This is a genomic window from Pseudonocardia sp. Ae150A_Ps1 (assembly GCF_001932315.1).
Taxonomy (GTDB): domain Bacteria; phylum Actinomycetota; class Actinomycetes; order Mycobacteriales; family Pseudonocardiaceae; genus Pseudonocardia.
This window is the reverse complement of sequence record NZ_MCIJ01000001.1, coordinates 4,803,457-4,819,414: the sequence shown is the minus strand read 5'-3', so window position 1 is coordinate 4,819,414 and position 15,958 is coordinate 4,803,457. Positions and strand designations below refer to the sequence as shown.

Annotated in this window: 16 protein-coding genes; 9 read left to right on the top strand and 7 right to left on the bottom strand. The window is 75.4% G+C overall.

Annotation, left to right across the window (positions count from 1 at the left end; genetic code table 11):
- Positions 1-19 precede the first annotated feature (19 nt).
- Both Ae150APs1_RS22630 and Ae150APs1_RS22625 read left to right on the top strand, forming a co-directional pair.
- Positions 20-1,540, top strand: coding sequence for an SLC13 family permease (locus Ae150APs1_RS22630; RefSeq protein ID WP_249266446.1), 1,521 nt, complete (start codon positions 20-22; stop codon positions 1,538-1,540).
- A gap of 63 nt (positions 1,541-1,603) precedes the next feature.
- Positions 1,604-2,215: an MSMEG_1061 family FMN-dependent PPOX-type flavoprotein gene (locus Ae150APs1_RS22625; RefSeq protein ID WP_010228850.1), complete on the top strand. Its 612-nt coding sequence runs from the start codon at positions 1,604-1,606 to the stop codon at positions 2,213-2,215.
- Here the strand turns inward: Ae150APs1_RS22625 and Ae150APs1_RS22620 are convergent.
- Both Ae150APs1_RS22620 and Ae150APs1_RS22615 read right to left on the bottom strand, forming a co-directional pair.
- Positions 2,202-3,155 carry an o-succinylbenzoate synthase gene (locus tag Ae150APs1_RS22620; protein WP_060722220.1) on the bottom strand — a complete coding sequence of 318 codons (954 nt, stop codon included), beginning with the start codon at positions 3,153-3,155 and terminating at the stop codon, positions 2,202-2,204. The two genes, Ae150APs1_RS22625 and Ae150APs1_RS22620, sit on opposite strands and share 14 nt — an antisense overlap.
- Before the next feature lie 10 nt (positions 3,156-3,165).
- Positions 3,166-4,620, bottom strand: coding sequence for an NAD(P)/FAD-dependent oxidoreductase (locus Ae150APs1_RS22615; RefSeq protein WP_075300157.1), 1,455 nt, complete (start codon positions 4,618-4,620; stop codon positions 3,166-3,168).
- Positions 4,621-4,706: 86 nt separating this feature from the next.
- Between Ae150APs1_RS22615 and Ae150APs1_RS22610 the strand changes: the two genes are divergently transcribed.
- From Ae150APs1_RS22610 to Ae150APs1_RS22595, 4 genes are read left to right on the top strand one after another with little or no spacing between them, the layout of a single operon-like run.
- Positions 4,707-5,312: a TetR/AcrR family transcriptional regulator gene (locus Ae150APs1_RS22610; protein WP_029239470.1), complete on the top strand. Its 606-nt coding sequence runs from the start codon at positions 4,707-4,709 to the stop codon at positions 5,310-5,312.
- Positions 5,313-5,339: 27 nt separating this feature from the next.
- Complete coding sequence (locus tag Ae150APs1_RS22605; RefSeq protein ID WP_075300155.1) at positions 5,340-6,101, top strand: siderophore-interacting protein; 762 nt, start codon at positions 5,340-5,342, stop codon at positions 6,099-6,101.
- Positions 6,102-6,156: 55 nt separating this feature from the next.
- On the top strand, positions 6,157-6,897 hold the full coding sequence (locus Ae150APs1_RS22600; protein WP_075300153.1) for a response regulator transcription factor: 741 nt from the start codon (positions 6,157-6,159) through the stop codon (positions 6,895-6,897).
- A gap of 10 nt (positions 6,898-6,907) precedes the next feature.
- Positions 6,908-8,434 carry a HAMP domain-containing sensor histidine kinase gene (locus tag Ae150APs1_RS22595; protein ID WP_075300151.1) on the top strand — a complete coding sequence of 509 codons (1,527 nt, stop codon included), beginning with the start codon at positions 6,908-6,910 and terminating at the stop codon, positions 8,432-8,434.
- Positions 8,435-8,441: 7 nt separating this feature from the next.
- Here the strand turns inward: Ae150APs1_RS22595 and Ae150APs1_RS22590 are convergent, their stop codons facing one another.
- The 3 genes from Ae150APs1_RS22590 to Ae150APs1_RS22580 form a co-directional block, all read right to left on the bottom strand.
- Complete coding sequence (locus Ae150APs1_RS22590) at positions 8,442-9,215, bottom strand: MerR family transcriptional regulator (RefSeq protein ID WP_075300149.1); 774 nt, start codon at positions 9,213-9,215, stop codon at positions 8,442-8,444.
- 418 nt (positions 9,216-9,633) lie between these two features.
- Positions 9,634-10,194 carry a spermidine N1-acetyltransferase gene (speG, locus tag Ae150APs1_RS22585; RefSeq protein WP_212567249.1) on the bottom strand — a complete coding sequence of 187 codons (561 nt, stop codon included), beginning with the start codon at positions 10,192-10,194 and terminating at the stop codon, positions 9,634-9,636.
- A 69-nt stretch (positions 10,195-10,263) separates the two neighbouring features.
- Positions 10,264-10,515, bottom strand: a complete 252-nt coding sequence (locus Ae150APs1_RS22580) for a hypothetical protein (RefSeq protein ID WP_010228833.1) — start codon at positions 10,513-10,515, stop codon at positions 10,264-10,266.
- Positions 10,516-10,627: 112 nt separating this feature from the next.
- Here Ae150APs1_RS22580 and Ae150APs1_RS22575 point away from each other — a divergent pair, with 112 nt between their 5' ends.
- Together Ae150APs1_RS22575 and Ae150APs1_RS22570 are read left to right on the top strand one after the other, a co-directional pair.
- Positions 10,628-12,286: an AMP-binding protein gene (locus Ae150APs1_RS22575; protein ID WP_075300147.1), complete on the top strand. Its 1,659-nt coding sequence runs from the start codon at positions 10,628-10,630 to the stop codon at positions 12,284-12,286.
- A gap of 74 nt (positions 12,287-12,360) precedes the next feature.
- Positions 12,361-13,272 (top strand): sucrase ferredoxin, encoded by a 912-nt coding sequence (locus tag Ae150APs1_RS22570; RefSeq protein ID WP_075300145.1) that lies wholly within the window; start codon positions 12,361-12,363, stop codon positions 13,270-13,272.
- 5 nt (positions 13,273-13,277) lie between these two features.
- Here the strand turns inward: Ae150APs1_RS22570 and Ae150APs1_RS22565 are convergent, their stop codons facing one another.
- Positions 13,278-14,057, bottom strand: a complete 780-nt coding sequence (locus Ae150APs1_RS22565; RefSeq protein ID WP_083680303.1) for an HAD family hydrolase — start codon at positions 14,055-14,057, stop codon at positions 13,278-13,280.
- 11 nt (positions 14,058-14,068) lie between these two features.
- Positions 14,069-14,566 carry a GNAT family N-acetyltransferase gene (locus tag Ae150APs1_RS22560; protein WP_075302440.1) on the bottom strand — a complete coding sequence of 166 codons (498 nt, stop codon included), beginning with the start codon at positions 14,564-14,566 and terminating at the stop codon, positions 14,069-14,071.
- A gap of 118 nt (positions 14,567-14,684) precedes the next feature.
- On the opposite strand from Ae150APs1_RS22560, the gene Ae150APs1_RS22555 reads away from it, so the two are divergent.
- On the top strand, positions 14,685-15,824 hold the full coding sequence (locus Ae150APs1_RS22555; protein WP_075300143.1) for an acyl-CoA dehydrogenase family protein: 1,140 nt from the start codon (positions 14,685-14,687) through the stop codon (positions 15,822-15,824).
- Positions 15,825-15,958 lie beyond the last annotated feature (134 nt).

Here is a 15,958-nt window from a genome sequence, read left to right as displayed (position 1 = left end):
GAACGGTGTGATCGGATCAATGGCGATCCTGCACATAGCGATCGCGGTCGTCGGCATCGTCGGCATCGTCGGCATCGTCGGCATCGTCGGCATCGTCGGCATCGTCGGCATCGTCGGCATCGTCGGCATCGTCGGCACGATCGTCCTCCTCCGGGTCGAGCCGGTGATCGCGCTCGTGCTCGGCGCGGCGTACCTCGGACTCGCGACCGGTCAGGGGGTCGAGGGGACCAGCACGGCCGTCGCCGAGGGCTTCGGCTCGGTGATGGGCGAGATCGGGCTCCTGATCGCGTTCGGTGTCCTGCTGGGCTCGCTCGTCCAGGCACTCGGTGTGCCGCAACGCATCGCCGAGGCGATGCTGCGGACGTTCGGGCGGGGCGGCGTGCCCTACGCCTACGGATTGTCCCTCGGCGTCGTGCTGGCCTCGGTGTTCACGGACGTCCTCATCGTGCTGGCCGGTCCGCTGACCCGGCACGCGTCGCCGCGGCTCGGCCGCGACGGGCACGGCCTGCTCTCCGGGACGGCGATCATCGGCATCACCGCCGGGCTCACGTTCGTCGTCCCCGGGACCGCACTGATGGCGGTGATCGGCGTGCTCGGCATCCCGGTCGGGCAGGCGCTGCTCTACGCGTTGCCGGTCGGCGTGCTCACGATCGTCGTCACCGTCGCCGTCTACAGCGCACTGATCCGCTACGGGCTCTGGAACGCCGCGCGCGACCAGCTCTTCCCCGACGGGGACCCCGGCGACGGCGCCTCCGCGCCGCGGCCGGACACCGGCTCCGGTCCCGTCGACGACGGTGGGTCGCGCGCGCCCGACGGCGACGGCGTCGCCCCGGAGCCGGCGGGCCGGGCGGCGGTCGGCACGACCGGTGCGGACGCCCCGGCACGGCTCCCCGACGGTCCACTGTGGCTGTTCGCCGCCCCGCTGCTGGTCACCGTCGTGATGATCCTGGCCGGGGCGGGTCTCACCACGGCGGGCGTGCAGGGCACGGTCGTCGACGTCCTCGGCGACGTCAGCACCGCCCTGTTCACCGGCGTCTGCGTGGCCTACGTCGTCGCCCGCCGGGTGCTGGCCACCGAGGAGCTGGACGAGGCGGTCCGCCGCGGCATGCGGACCAGCGGGTCGATCCTGGTCCTGACCGGCGTCGGCGGCAGCTTCGCGGCGCTGGTCGGCGGGACGGACGCGGGCGACTACCTGTCGGGCCTGTTCAGCTCGGGGTTCGGCTCCCCGATCGTCCTCACCTGGATCATCGCCGCGGTCCTGCACGCGGCGGTCGGGTCCATCACGCTCGGCGCGCTGACCGCGGTCGGGATCGTCGCCCCCGTCGCCCAGGCGGCGGGCCCCGGCGAGGCCGTCCTCATCGGACTCGCCGCGCTGTCCGGGGCGCTGTTCGGCGGCCTGCCGAACGCGAACGGCTTCTGGCTGTTCAAGTCGGTGTTCGACCTGTCCGTCCGGGGTGCGCTGAAGACGTACACGCTCGGCCCGTCGATCTCCTCGGTCGTCTCCTTCCTGCTCCTGCTCGCACTGTCCGCCGTGGTGTGAGCCGGGCGCCGTTTCCGTGAAGCCCCTTCACGGTTAGGGTGTCCTAAGACCTTGGGGGAGCACATGGACGAGATCACCGACGAGGCGCGGCTGCGCGAGGTCATCGGCGAGACGAGCGCCGCGATCCGGGACAAGGCCCGCGACCGGGTCGACCCGGTGACGGCGGACTTCCTGGCGGCGTCGCCGTTCTTCCTGCTCGCGACGACCGGACCGGACGGCGTCGACGTCTCGCCGCGGGGCGACCCCGCCGGCTGCATCCTGGTGCTCGACGAGCGCACGGTGGCCTTCGCCGACCGCAAGGGGAACCGGAAGCTGGACTCGCTGCGCAACATCCTGCACGACCCGCGGGTCGGGATGATCGTCGTCGTGCCGGGGTCCAACGACACGGTGCGGATCAACGGCCGCGCCCGGATCGTGCACGAGCCCGACTTCGCCGACCGGCTCGAGGTCAAGGGGTCCACGCCCGACGTGGCGATCGTCGTCGAGATCGACGAGCTGTTCCTGCACTGCGCGAAGGCGTTCCTGCGGTCGTCGCTGTGGGACTCCTCGACGTGGCCCGCGAAGGGCGAGGTGCCCACCGCCGGGAAGCTGGTGAAGGGGCAGTACCGCATCCCAGGCCCGGCGAAGGCGATCGACGTCGCGCTGCGCCGGGACGCGAAGGTCAACCAGTACTGAGCGCCGCGACGCGGTCGTACCGGGCCCGCCACCAGGCGTCGCGGTCCGGCGGCGCCGCGGCCCCGTCCCGGTGCACCGGCTCCGGGGCCCGGCGCGGCACCGGGAGGAACCCGCCGTCCGGGAGGTAGGGCTCGGCGACGACGTCGGCGGCCAGCAGCGACGCCGTCCCGAGCCCGCAGGCGTGGTGCAGCTCGGGCAGCGCCCCGGCCAGCGCGAGCCCGGCGGCCAGCCCGACCCCGGACTCGACGGCCGACGACACGACGACCGGGAGCCCGCACTCCTGCGCGATCCGCAGCGCCCGCCGCACCCCGCCGAGCGGCGACACCTTGAGGACGACGACGTCGGCCGCCTCGGCACGCACCACCCGCATCGGGTCCTCCGCACGGCGGATCGACTCGTCGGCGGCCACCGGCACGTCCACGGCGCGCCGCACCGCGGCGAGCTCCTCCACCGAGGCGCAGGGCTGCTCGACGTACTCCAGCCCGCCCGCGGCCCTCTCCAGCCGGGCGATCGCGGCGACCGCCTCGTCGACCGTCCACGCCGTGTTCGCGTCGACCCGGACCAGGCCGGACGGGCCGAGCGCGTCCCGCACGGCGGCGACCCGCTCCTCGTCCTCCGCCGCCGGCCGGCCCTTCTCGGCGACCTTGACCTTCGCCGTGGTGGCGCCGGAGGCCCGCACGATCCGCTGCGCGTGCTCGGGGCCGACGGCGGGCACGGTCGCGTTGACCGGGATCCGGTCGCGCACCGGCTCCGGCCAGCCCTCGTGGGCCGCCTCCCGGGCCGCGGCCAGCCAGGCGACGGCCTCGCGGTCGTCGTACTCGGCGAAGGGGCAGAACTCGCCCCAGCCCGCAGGCCCCCGCAGCAGCAGCCCCTCCCGGACCGTGATCCCGCGGAACCGGGTGGTCATGGGCAGCGCGTAGGTCCAGACGGGGTCGTCCACCCCGCCCAAGCTAGGCGACGAGCTCGTGCGCGGCCGGGTCGGCCCGGCGGGTCCGGTTCCGGAAGGTGAAGGTGTAGCCGGGCCACAGCGTGCGGTTGCGGCCGTGCTCGTCGAGGTACCAGGACGCGCACCCGCCGGAGCCCCAGACGGCCGCGCCCAGACGGTCCTGCAGGTCGGCGTTGTGCGCGTCCTGCACCTCGGCGCGGGTGTCGATCGCGACGGCGCGGTTGCGGTCGACCAGCTCCATCGCGTCGAGGACGTAGTTCAGCTGCGACTCGATCATCAGCACCATCGAGCTGTGCCCCAGCCCGGTGTTCGGCCCGACGACGGCGAACAGGTTGGGGAACCCGGAGACCGTCGTGCCGTGCAGCGCCTGCGGGCCGTCCCGCCAGGCGTCGGCGAGCTTGACGCCGTCGCGGCCGGTGATCGCCATCCGGCTCATGCCGTCGCCGACCCGGAACCCGGTGCCGAACACGATGACGTCGCACGGGTGCTCGACGCCGTCGGTGGTGACGACGCCGCGCGCGGTGATCCGGTCGATGCCGGTGGTCTCGACGGAGACGTCGTCGCGGCGCAGTGCCGGGTAGTAGTCGTTGCTCATCAGGACGCGCTTGCAGCCCATCGTGAAGTCCGGGGTGACCTTCCGGCGCAGCTCCGGGTCGCCCGCGAAGGTCCGCCGCAGGTACAGCCGCGCCGCGCGCTCGGCGAGCTTCATGATCCGCGGGTGCATGAAGCCGACGACCATCGCCTCGTGCCGCCAGTACAGCGCCGTCCGGTAGGCCCGCCGCAGCCCGGGCACCCGGCGGAACGCGCGCCGGGTGCGCTCCCGGATCGGCTTGTCGGGCTTGGGCAGCACCCACGGTGCGGTCCGCTGGAACAGCGTGAGGTGCTCGGTCTCCGGGGCGATCGCCGGGACGAACTGGATCGCCGAGGCGCCGGTGCCGATCACGGCGACGCGCTTGTCGCGCAGGTCGGTGCCGTGGTCCCACTGGGCCGAGTGGAACGCGGTGCCGGCGAACTCCTCCAGGCCCTCGATCTCGGGGACCGACGGCTCGTGCAGGGCGCCGGTGCCGAACACGACGTAGCGCGCCCGCAGCAGCGTGCCGTCGGCGAGCGTGACGTCCCAGGCGGCGCCGTCCCACTCGGCACCGGTGACGTGCGCGCCGAACCGGATCCGGTCGCGCAGCCGGTAGTGGTCGGCCACGTCCTCCAGGTAGGCGCGGATCTCGGCCTGCCGGGCGAAGGTGCGGCTCCAGTCGTCGTTCGGGAAGAACGAGAACGAGTAGAGGTGCGACTCCACGTCGCAGGCGCAGCCCGGGTAGACGTTGTCCCGCCAGGTGCCGCCGAGGGTCTCCGCCTTCTCCAGCATCAGCCAGTCGCGGCGCCCGGCCCCGTCCAGCCGGATGGCGGCACCCAGCCCGGCGAATCCGCTCCCGACGATCAGCGTGTCGACCTGCTCGGACATGCGTCCCCTCCGGATCACGTCGGCTCACATCACTGTTACCGACGGTAACCTACCACGGGTAACTTACTGCGGGTAGGGTCCCCGCCGTGACCACGCAGACCGTTCCGGGACCCCGGCGCCGCGTGCCCCGGGCCGAACGGGAGCGCCAGATCGTCGACGCCGCCGTCGCCGTGTTCGGCGAGCGCGGCTACGCGAACACGTCGATGGAGGCCGTCGCCGAGCGCGTCGGTGTCACCAAGCCGGTGCTCTACGCGCACTTCGGCTCCAAGGAGGGCCTGCTGCTCGCCGCGATCGCGCGGGCACGGGCCGAGCTGCTCGAGGTCGTCGCGGAGGCCGCGGGCGCCGCGCACGACCCGGAGTCGATGCTGCGCGGCGGCACGCTGGCGTTCTTCACCTACCTGGACCGCAGGGCACCGGCCTGGCAGCTGTTCTGCTCCGAGGCCGGGGTGGCCGACGACGCGCTGGAGGAGATCCGCGCCCAGCAGACCGACTTCATCGCCGGGCTGCTCGCCGCCCAGGTGCCGGGCACCGAGCCGGAACGGCTCACCGGCTGGGCGCAGGTGATCGTCGGGGCCGGGGAGCGGCTCGCCGTCTGGCGCGGGCAGGACGAGCGCGTCACCGCCGAGCAGGCCACCGACTACCTCATGGAGGTCGCCTGGACCGGGCTGGCGGGACTCCGCCGGAACCGCTGAGGCGTCCGTCCGGGAGACTGGTCGGCCATGAGCACGACCGCGCCCCGCCTGCTGCAGGTGACCCGCACCGAGCGGGTCACGCCCGGGATGATCCGGGTGACCCTCACCGGCGAGGAGCTGGCCGGTTTCCCCGGCCACGGCCCGGACCGCCGGATCAAGATGTTCTTCCCGGTCGAGGGGCAGGAGCGCCCCGCGGTGCCGCGCGCGTCGACCGGCGGTCCGGTGTGGCCCGCCGGTGAGGCCCGCCCGGCGATCCGGACCTACACGGTGCGCCGCTTCTCCCCCGGCGCCGGGGCGCACGGCGAACTCGACGTCGACTTCGTCGTGCACGCCGGGTACGGCCCGGCGGCGGCCTGGGCGGTGGCGACGGAACCCGGGAACTGGGTCGGGGTGTCCGAGCCCGGCGGCCGCTGGGCCCCGGACCCGGCGGCCGAGCACCAGGTCGTCATCGGCGACGAGTCGGCGCTGCCCGCCCTCGCCACCGTGCTGGAGACGCTCACGGAGGAGCATCCGGCGGTGCCCGTCCGGGCGATAGTCGAGGTCTCCGGGCCCGACGAGGAGCAGCCGCTGCCCGGCGACGCCGAGGTCCACTGGGTGCACCGCGGGTCCGACCCGGCCGGCGAGCCGCTGGTCGCGGCCGTGCACGCCGCCGAGCTGCCCGCCGGGCGCGGGCAGGCGTGGCTGTCCGGCGAGTCCGCGGCGGTGAAGGACCTGCGCGCGCACCTGCTCGGCGACCGCGGTTTCGACCGGCGCGCCGTCTACGCCACCGGGTACTGGCGGGCCCGCTGACCCGGTCGCAGCATGCCGACAGCCGTCGCACAGGTCGGGGCTGTGTGCTGGCACCATGACCGAGGTGATCGACCGGGGAGCCGACCAGCTGCGCCGCGCCGACGGCAGCCCGATCCGGGTGCTGGTCGTCGACGACGAGTCGACCCTGTCGGACCTGCTCTCGATGGCGCTGCGCTACGAGGGCTGGGAGGTCCGGACCGCCGGTGACGGTGCGACCGCGGTGCGGCACGCCCGGGAGTTCCGGCCGGACGCGATCGTCCTCGACGTCATGCTGCCCGACGTCGACGGCTTCGAGGTCCTGCGCCGCGTCCGGGCAGGCACCCCCGAGGTGCCGGTGCTGTTCCTGACCGCGCGCGACGCGGTCGAGGACCGGGTCGCCGGCCTCACCGCGGGCGGCGACGACTACGTGATCAAGCCGTTCTCGCTGGAGGAGCTCGTCGCCCGGCTGCGGGGGCTGCTGCGCCGGGCCGGGATGGCGGCCGCGCAGCGCTCGTCCGAGCTCGTCGTCGGGGACCTGGTGCTCGACGAGGACGCGCACGAGGTGCGCCGCGCCGACCGCCCGATCGAGCTCACCGCGACCGAGTTCGAGCTGCTGCGCTACCTGATGCGCAACCCGCGCCGGGTGCTGTCGAAGGCCCAGATCCTCGACCGCGTCTGGAACTACGACTTCGGCGGCCAGTCCAACGTGGTCGAGCTCTACGTCTCCTACCTGCGCAAGAAGATCGACGCCGGGTACGCCCCGATGATCCACACGGTGCGCGGCGCCGGTTACGTACTGCGGCCCGCGGCGGAGTAGGACGGGTCGCATGGTCGTCACGCGGGTCTCCGGGCGGGTGCGCTCCCTGCGCGCCCGGCTGGTGATCACCGTCCTGCTGGTGTTCACCGTCGCCTGCGTGGCGATCGGCGTGACGACGACGCTCTCCCTCGACCGCTACCTGTCGTCCCGGCAGGACCGGGAGCTCGTCCTCGCCCTCGACGGCTTCGTCTCCCGGCAGACCGGGCAGCCGCCCGGGTCGGTGGCCGACCCGTCCGGGGACCGCACCGCGCCGGACGCCGGCTCGGGCGCACCCGGGCCGGGGCGCTCGCCGCTGCCGGCCGTCCCGGGCGACGGGTTCCTCATCGGTCCCGGTCAGGGGCCCGGCTCGATGGCCGCCGTGTTCGACGCCGGCCGGGTCGAGCGCGCCGAACGCGCCGAGCGGGGCGGGACCGGCACCTCGGTCGCGGACACCGACGTCGCGGCCCTGCAGACCGTCCCTGCCGACGGCGCCCCGCACGACACGGCGCTCTCGCCGGGGAACTACCGGGCGGTCGCGCACGTCGCCGGCACGAGGACCTACGTCGTCGCGCAGCCCGACAGTGCGGGCGAGACCGTCGACCGGCTCCTGGTCACCGAGGTGATCGTGCTCGGCGCCGCCGTCGTGCTCGCGGGGCTGGGCGCCGCCGTCCTCGTCCGCCGCGAACTGCGACCCCTCGAACGGGTCGCCGGTGTCGCCGCCGGGGTCGGCGCGCTGCCGCTGGACCGCGGCGAGGTACATCTGGCCGCGCGCGTCCCCGATCCCGATCCCCGCACCGAGGTCGGCCAGGTCGGCACCGCCCTGAACCACATGCTCGACAACGTCGAGGGCGCGCTCGCCGCACGCCAGGAGTCCGAGACCCGGCTGCGCCGCTTCGTCGCCGACGCCAGCCACGAGCTGCGCACCCCGCTCGCCGCCATCCGCGGCTACGCCGAGCTGTCCCGCCGCGAACCCGACCCCGGCCCGGCCGGCACCACCCACGCCCTGACCCGGATCACCTCCCAGGCCGAGCGCATGAGCACCCTCGTCGAGGACCTGCTCCTGCTGGCCCGTCTCGACTTCGGCCGCCCCCTCGAACGCACCGAGGTCGGCCTGACCCGCCTGGTGCTCGACGGCGTCGGTGACGCCCACGTCGCCGGCCCGGAGCACCGCTGGTACCCCCGGCTGCCCGACGACCCCGTCACCGTCACCGGCGACACCCACCGGCTCGCGCAGGTCGTCACCAATCTGCTGGCGAACGCGCGCACCCACACCCCGCCGGGCACGTCGGTGACCGTCGGCCTGGACCGGCCGGCCCCCGGCCGCGTCCGCCTCCGGGTCGGCGACGACGGCCCGGGCATCCCGCCCGAGGTCCTGCCCCGGGTGTTCGAGCGGTTCGCCCGCGGGGCGGAGGGCCGCAGCCGGGCCGGCAACGACACCCCGAGCACCGGGCTCGGCCTGGCGATCGTGTCCGCGGTGGTCGCGGCGCACGACGGCACCGTGTCGGTGGACAACGAGCCCGGGCGGACGGTCTTCACCGTCGAGCTGCCGGGCGCGTGAGTGCCGGTCAGTCCCGGTCGCCGGTGGCCGGGGTGGCCGGCGCGAGGTCCCCGGAGAGCTGGCGGATGAAGTCGTCCATCGCCTCCTGCATCGTCTGCCGGAACGCGCCGAGCAGCGACTGGGTCGCGACCGGCTGCAACGCCTCGACGGCCGTCCGCAGGTCGGCGACGCCGTCGCGGGGCAGGCCGGCGTCGACGTGCGCCTGCCACACCTGGTCGCGGAACAGGGCGACGAACATGTCCGCGATCTCCCGGGTGCGCCCGCGCAGCGCCACCCCGACCTCGACGACCGACTCCGGCGACAGGCCGAGCGCGATGGCGTGCACCCCGGCCCGCACCATCGACGGGTTGAGGATCCGCAGGCGCCCCTCCGACGGCCACTCCAGCAGCCCGGACCCGGCGAGGAGGGCGAGCGACTCCGCCGGGAGCTCGGCACCCGCCCACTCGACGAACTCGCTCTCGTCGATCTCGACGGGCTCCTCGGGCTGCCAGGGCGCGAGCATGCCGCGGTAGAGCCGCAGCGCCTCCTCGGCGCTGCCCGACGGCGTCTGGTTGATCAGCACGCCGATCGCCGCGAGGGAGAAGCCGCGGCGCTGCAGCCCGGCGATGAGGTCGAGCCGGGCGAGGTGCTCGGGGCCGTACCAGGCGATGCGGCCACGCATCTCCCCTGCCTGCAGCAGGCCACGGGACAGGTGTGCGCGCACGTTGCGCACGGTCATCCCGGCCCGCGCGGCGAGCTGGTCGATGGGGTACTCGTCCCCGGCGGGCGGCGATCCGGACATCGGTGCGGACCCTACCCGGGGAAGGCGGTGGGGGCGGCGTCCCACGGCGGGACCGCAGCCGGATCGGGCGGTGCCGCGCCGTCCGCCGCCGCGACTCACGAGAGACGGACGATCAACGGTGACACGAGTCGGTGTTCCATGACGGCGACATCGGCGCCACGCCGATCCAGACCCTGTTTCTGCTGCTCATCGCCGTGCCTCCCGAAGACTTTGACATGACCTCTTCTTCGGATAGTACTGTTCGGCCGTGTCGACGTCACGACCGAGGACGCGGATCGGCCCCCGCCGGGGGAACGGTCCACGCGCCCGGGTGACGGCGAAGGCCCCGGCCGCATGCCCGCGGCCGGCACCCACCGGACCGGCCGACGGGTCCCCCTCCCTGCCGGCCGGTCCGGTCCCGGCACACCGGCGTCCGGGGTCAGGACCGCCCGAGGTGCTGGTCCTGGAGGATCGCCATCCGGTAGGCGTCGCGGTAGCGGCCGCTCGCGAAGAACTCCTCGCGCAGCTCGCCCTCGACGACGAACCCGGTGCGCTCGTAGGCGCGCACCGCGCGGGTGTTGTCGACGTCCACGACGAGGAAGACCTTGTGCAGGTTGAGCACGCCGAAGGCGTAGTCCAGCGCGGCGGACGTCGCACGCGCGGCGAGACCCCGGCCCTGGAACGCCGGGTGCACGATGATCTGGAACTCGGCCTTGCGGTGGATGTAGTCGATCTCCACCAGCTCGACGAGGCCGGCCCGGCCATCGCGCACGGCAGGATCGTCGCCGGAGCCGCCGGCGGCGGCGAGCTGAATGACGAACCGGCGCTCGCGGACGTCGTGGACGTGCCGGTCGTAGATGTCCTGCAGCTCGACGAGCGCCTCGTAGGGCTCCTCGAACCAGTAGGACATGATCCCGGAGTCGTTGGAGAGCTCGTGCACGAACGCGAGGTCGTCGCGCTCCAGGGCACGCAGCCGCATGTCCGGGGTGGGGGGCGTCACGCAGGCCTCCGGGCCGATCGATCGGACGTCGTCGACCCGGAACCTACGAGATCGCGGCCCGGCCGCCGCTCAGCGCGTGGCGTGCGCCCGCTGCGGGACGCAGGCCGGGCAGTCGCGCCACGGCAGCGCGTGCGAGTCGGCGGGGCGGGCGGCGCCGCACCGGCAGACGCCGGCGAGACCGCCGAAGCCGGGCATGGTCTTCGTGGGACGACCGGCCCGGACCAGGGTGCGGCCGGAGGCGGGCGTGCGGGCAGGCAGGTACAGGCGCATCAGGATCCCCGACGGTGTGCTGACGTGAGCGGTGACCTGTGGGTCACCCACGGAGACATCGTCGTCACACCCCGGAACATGACAGGTGCTCGCCGTGACCTCTGACACATCACCCGCCACCGGACCCGGCGACGCCGGGGAGAGCACTGCGAGACTGCGGCGCATGGCCGCCTCCCCGCTGCTCCAGAACCTGTCCGGCACCGCACGCTCGGCCTACGAGCTGGGCAGCGGCACCGCCCGCGCGGCCGTCGCCCTGACCCGGTCCGGCGTGGTGCGTCCGCTCGGGCCCGGCCGGCTCTACGGGATGGGCCGCGCGTTCGTGCGGTACGGCCACAGCATCACCGCGGCGTTCGCCGTCGGCGCGGCCCGGCACCCGTACCGGCTCGCGGTCGTCGACGACGACGGCGTCACCACCTACGCCGAGCTCGACCAGCGCACCGACCGGCTCGCGCTCGCGCTGCTCGACTCCGGAGCCGGGCCGGGCGCACCGGTCGGGGTGCTCTGCCGCAACGCCCGGGCGCCGATCGAGGCCATGATCGCCGCCGGGAAGGCGGGCGCCGACGTCGTGCTCGTCAACACCGGGCTGTCCGCGGAGCAGATGCGCGGCGTGCAGGACCAGCAGCAGCTGCACACGATCGTCACCGACCCGGACTTCCTCGGCATCGTCCCGGACGGCCCGCGCGCGGTGCTGACGTCGACCCCCGACCGGCCGCGAGCCGCCGGCGACCGGGTGCTCGACGACCTCGAGGTGATGGTGGCGCGGGGCGGGCCGGGCGAGCTCCCCTTCCGGCCCGAGCCGTCGAAGCAGATCGTCCTGACCTCCGGTACGACCGGCACGCCGAAGGGCGCCCGGCGGCCGCACCCGTCGAGCCTGGCCCCGGCCGCGTCGATCCTCTCGGCGATCCCGCTGCGCGCCGCGGAGCCGGTGCACATCGCCGCGCCGCTGTTCCACACCTGGGGCAACGCCGGGCTGCTGCTGGCCTCGCTGCACGGCGCGACGGTCGTACTGCGCCGGAGGTTCACCCCGGAGGGCCTGCTCGGCGCGGTCGCCGAGCGCCGGTGCACCACGGTGTTCGCGGTCCCGGTGATGCTGCAGCGGGTGCTGGAGTCCGGCGCAGCGGGCTGGACGTCCGGCCACGCCCCGCGGATCGTCGCCGTCTCCGGGTCCGCGCTGCCCGGCGGGCAGGCGCAGGACTTCATGGACCGTTTCGGCGACTGCCTCTACAACCTCTACGGCTCGACCGAGGTGTCCTGGGTGTCGATCGCCGGTCCGCAGGACCTGCGCGACGCCCCCGGCACCGCGGGCCGCGCCCCGGCCGGCACCACCCTGCTCGTCCTCGACGACGACGACCGGGCCGCCGCGCCGGGCGTCGAGGGCCGGGTGTTCGTCGGCAACGACCTCCCGTTCGAGGGCTACACCGGCGGCGAGGAGGGCCTCGAGGAGCGCGACGGCCTGCTCGGCACCGGCGACGTCGGGCACCTCGACGGGGCGGGACGGCTGTTCCTGACCGGCCGGGCCGACGACATGATCGTCTCCGGTGGCGAGAACGTGCACCCGGGCCCGGTCGAGGACCTCGTCTCCGGGATGGACGGGGTCCGTGAGGCCTGCGTTCTCGGTGTGGACGACGACGACTACGGCCAGCGTCTCGCCGCCTGGGTCGTCCTCGAGCCGGGCGCCGACGTCTCCGCCGACGCCGTCCGCGACCGGGTCAAGGCCGACCTCGCGAAGTTCGCCGTCCCGCGGGACGTGCACTTCCTCGACGAGCTGCCGCGCAACCAGACCGGCAAGGTCCTGCGTGCCGAGCTCCCGGGTCGTTCCTGATCACGACCGGGGGTACGGACCGCCCGACCGGGGGTCCGGCTTGAAGTTAGGTCAGCCTTCCCTACACTGACCCGATGACGGTCACCTCCCCGCTCGAAGGCCCGCGGGCCGCGGGGGCTCCCCTGCGCGCCGGCTGCGCCGCGCTCAGCGAGGACGCCGGTGAACCGCTGACCGGGACCGCACCCGCCGCCCGCCGGCTGGTCGCCGTCGAGCACGTCGGTGCCTGGCCGCGCACGGTCGCCGACCACCCGGATCCCGACGTCGCCGGGCTGTACACGCGGCTGCGCCACGAGGACGTCCTGCTGCTGCTCCTCCGCCGGACCGGGCGGGCCGGACGGGACTGCGACGGCGCGCGCACGGTCTACGTCGCCGACCTGGCCCCGGGCGCGTCCCGGGTCACCCGGCAGTCCGTCCGCAGCACCGACGACCTCGCCCGGATCACGTTCGACCCGGACGCCGGCGAGCCCGTCACCGACCCGGTGATGCTGGTGTGCGCGCACGGCAGGCGCGACGTCTGCTGCGCCGTCCGCGGCCGCGCGCTCGCCGCCGACCTCGGCGCCGAGGGCGCCGACGTCTGGGAGTGCACCCACCTCGGCGGGCACCGCTTCGCGCCGACCGCGCTGGTCCTGCCCACCGGGTACGCCTACGGCCGGCTCGACACCGGCAGCGGGCTGGCGGCGCTCAAGGCGGCGGCCGGCGGCGGCGTCGACCCGTGGTCGTGCCGCGGGCACGCCGGGCTGGAGCCGGTGCAGCAGGTCGCGGAGCTCGCCGTCCGTGAGCACACCGGCATCGGTCACGCCGGCGCCCTGCACGTGGACGCCGCGCACGAGCCGGGCCCGGTCACGGTGCGGTGCACCGACGGTCGTGCCTGGTCGGTGGAGGTCCTCCCCGACGGGGGGCTGCCGCCGCGGCCGCCGTCCTGCGGGGCGGTGCTGGAACCGGCGGAGCCGCTGGTCGCGGGCGTGCCGGTCGAGCTCGGCCGGTAGGTCCCTCAGAACCAGCGCCGCAGCGCCGCCGCGAGCCCGTCCTCGGCGACGGTCGCGGTGCTGGAGTCGGCGTCGGCGTGCACCTCCGGCGGGGCCTGGCCCATCGCGACGCCGTGCCCGGCCCAGCGCAGCATCTCGCGGTCGTTGTCGCCGTCGCCGACGGCGAGGACGTCGGCCCGGTCGATCCCGAGCCGGGCCGCGACGCGAGCCAGCCCGGACGCCTTGGACACCCCGGCGGGGACCAGCGTCACCCAGGGCAGCTCGTGGTCGAGGGTCATCGTGGCGTCGTCGAACTCCAGTCCGGCGGCGCGTTCGGCCGTCTCGGCGGGGGTCCGGCCCGGCCAGTACATGATCAGCTTCGGGGTGGGCTCGCGGAGCAGCCCCTCGACGCCGACCTCCGTCACGTTCCCGGCGAGGATCCCGTCCGGGAACGGGCCGCTCACCCGCTGCCCGACGCCGACGTGCTCCCCCGCGAACACCGCCCCCGGGAAGTGCTCGCGCAGCCGGGCGAGGCCCGCGCCGACGTCGAACCGCGACACCGACAGCACCCGGCGGGTGGCGGTGTCCATCTCGACGGCGCCGTTCGAGGTCAGCGTGACCCCGGTGTCCAGGCCGATCCGGTCCAGCGCGGGCGCGACGCCGACGACGGTCCGGCCGGTGCAGAGCATCACCACGGCGTGCCGGCCGGCGGCGGTGATCGCGTCGAGAACGGCGGCGGACGGGGGTCGCTTCCCGTGCACGATCGTGCCGTCGATGTCCAGGGCGACCAGTCGGGGTCGGGTCACAGCAGAAGAGCCTATGTCGCCGCCAGCCGGTACCGGTCGGCCCCGTCGGCGGAGCCGGTGCGGTGCATCCCGATGCGCTCCAGCACCCGGACCGACGCCGGGTTGCCGGGCTCCACACCGGCGACGACCCGGGGCACGCCGTCGGCCAGCGCGAGCGCGGCCAGCGCGCGGGCGGCCTCCGTGGCGTAGCCGCGCCCGCGCCGCGACACGACGACGCCGTACCCGAGCTCCAGGCCGCCGTCGCCGTCCGGGAACAGGCCGGCCCCGCCGACGACGAGGCCGGTCGCCCGCTCCACCAGCAGCCGGTGGCCGTGCCGCCCCCAGCCGGGCCCGCCCGGGTCGCGGGCGAGGAGCCGGGCGATCTCCCGGTCGCCGCAGGCGGGGAAGTCGGCGGCCCAGCCGTCCCGCCGGGCCCCGGCGACGACGGCGGCCGCGACCTGGGGACTCCACCGGCGCAGCAGCAGCCGCGGGGTCGTCAGGTCGGGCACCGGGGTCCGCGGTTCGGGCACCGGCGGATCCTCCCCGCGCGCCGCGCCGTCCGCCACCGGGTTCGCGGCGGGTGTGACGTCGGGTGTGGATCCGCCCGATACCGGCCCGCCGCGACGGCGCCCGTGCGACGGTGCCCGGGTGAGTGCGTCCACCGGCACCGATCCGTTCGCTCCCCCGGCCGAGCTCGCCGCGCACCCGGCCGTCGTCGCGGCGTCCGGGATCGCGGGGACCGTCCTCGCCCCGCGGGCCGCCGCGGCCGACGACCCGGCGCGCGGGGTGTCCCGGGAGTCGTGCGAGGCGGTGGCGCGGGCGGGGCTGCTCTCGGTCGCCGTCCCGGTCGACGAGGGCGGCCTCGGCGGCGACGCCCGGGTCGACGCCGAGACGGTCGAACTGCTGGCCGGGGCGTGCGGGGCGACCTGGTTCGTCGGCACCCAGCACCGCACCCCGCAGCAGCTCGCCCGGGGCGGGCCCGCGGAGCTGCCGGAGCGGACCGTGCGCACCGGACCTGCCGCCGCACTGCACCGGGCGGACCTGGGCTCCGGCGCCCGCCGGTCCGGGATCGCGATCGCGCACCTGCGCCGGCCGGGCCCGCCTGCGGTGACGGCCGAGCCGGACGGCACCGGGTGGCGGCTGCGCGGCCGCTCCGACTGGTGCACCGGGTGGGGACTGACCGACCTGCTGATGATCGGCGCCGTGGCGCCCGGCGACCGGTACCTGTTCGTCCTCGTCCCCGCCCGGGAGACACCCGGACTGCGGGCCGGTGCGCCGCTGCCGCTGAGCGTGATGGGCGGGACCCGCACCGTCGCCGTCGAGTTCGACGACCTGGCCGTCGGGGGCGACGCGGTGCTCACCGAGATCGACGGCGCCCCCTACCGCGAGCTCGACGCCGCCCGCACCGCGAACGCGACCCCCGCCTCGATCGGGCTGCTGCGCCGGGTGCTGGCCGAGCTCGACCGGCTGGGCCGGGAGCGGGACCGCCCGGAGGCCGTGGACCTCGCCGCCGCGCTGGCACCGGAGGCCGCACGGCGCCGCGCGGAGGTGTACGCCCTGCTCACCGGGGTGCCGCTGCGGGAGCGGACCGCCGAGCGGACGGCGCTGCGCGGCGAGCTCGCGGCGCTCACCGTGCGGGCGGCGCAGGGGCTGGTCGCGGCCCGCGCCGGGTCGGCGCTGCTGGCGTCGAGCCCGGAGCAGCGCTGGGCCCGGGAGGCGATGTTCTACCTGGTGCAGGCGCAGACCGCACCAGTGCGCGCGGCGCAGCTGGGCGCGCTGGCGGGGTAGCCCGGGCGGTACACAGCCCCCGCACAGGTCGATCACCGGGACGGCACAGCGGGCCCCGGCAGCGTCGGCGGGCGTGACGAGCACCCTGCAGCGTTCCCGGCCGGTCCCCGCGCGGGAGCCGGCGCCCCCGCGCC

Excerpts from the sequence above, each read along its gene's own strand:
- Ae150APs1_RS22630 (WP_249266446.1), top strand. The coding sequence starts at position 20 with ATGGCGATCCTGCACATAGCGATCGCGGTCGTCGGCATCGTCGGCATC.
- Ae150APs1_RS22625 (WP_010228850.1), top strand. The coding sequence starts at position 1,604 with ATGGACGAGATCACCGACGAGGCGCGGCTGCGCGAGGTCATCGGCGAG.
- Ae150APs1_RS22615 (WP_075300157.1), bottom strand. The coding sequence starts at position 4,620 with ATGTCCGAGCAGGTCGACACGCTGATCGTCGGGAGCGGATTCGCCGGG.
- Ae150APs1_RS22605 (WP_075300155.1), top strand. The coding sequence starts at position 5,340 with ATGAGCACGACCGCGCCCCGCCTGCTGCAGGTGACCCGCACCGAGCGG.
- Ae150APs1_RS22600 (WP_075300153.1), top strand. The coding sequence starts at position 6,157 with ATGACCGAGGTGATCGACCGGGGAGCCGACCAGCTGCGCCGCGCCGAC.
- Ae150APs1_RS22595 (WP_075300151.1), top strand. The coding sequence starts at position 6,908 with ATGGTCGTCACGCGGGTCTCCGGGCGGGTGCGCTCCCTGCGCGCCCGG.
- Ae150APs1_RS22590 (WP_075300149.1), bottom strand. The coding sequence starts at position 9,215 with ATGTCCGGATCGCCGCCCGCCGGGGACGAGTACCCCATCGACCAGCTC.
- Ae150APs1_RS22575 (WP_075300147.1), top strand. The coding sequence starts at position 10,628 with ATGGCCGCCTCCCCGCTGCTCCAGAACCTGTCCGGCACCGCACGCTCG.
- Ae150APs1_RS22570 (WP_075300145.1), top strand. The coding sequence starts at position 12,361 with ATGACGGTCACCTCCCCGCTCGAAGGCCCGCGGGCCGCGGGGGCTCCC.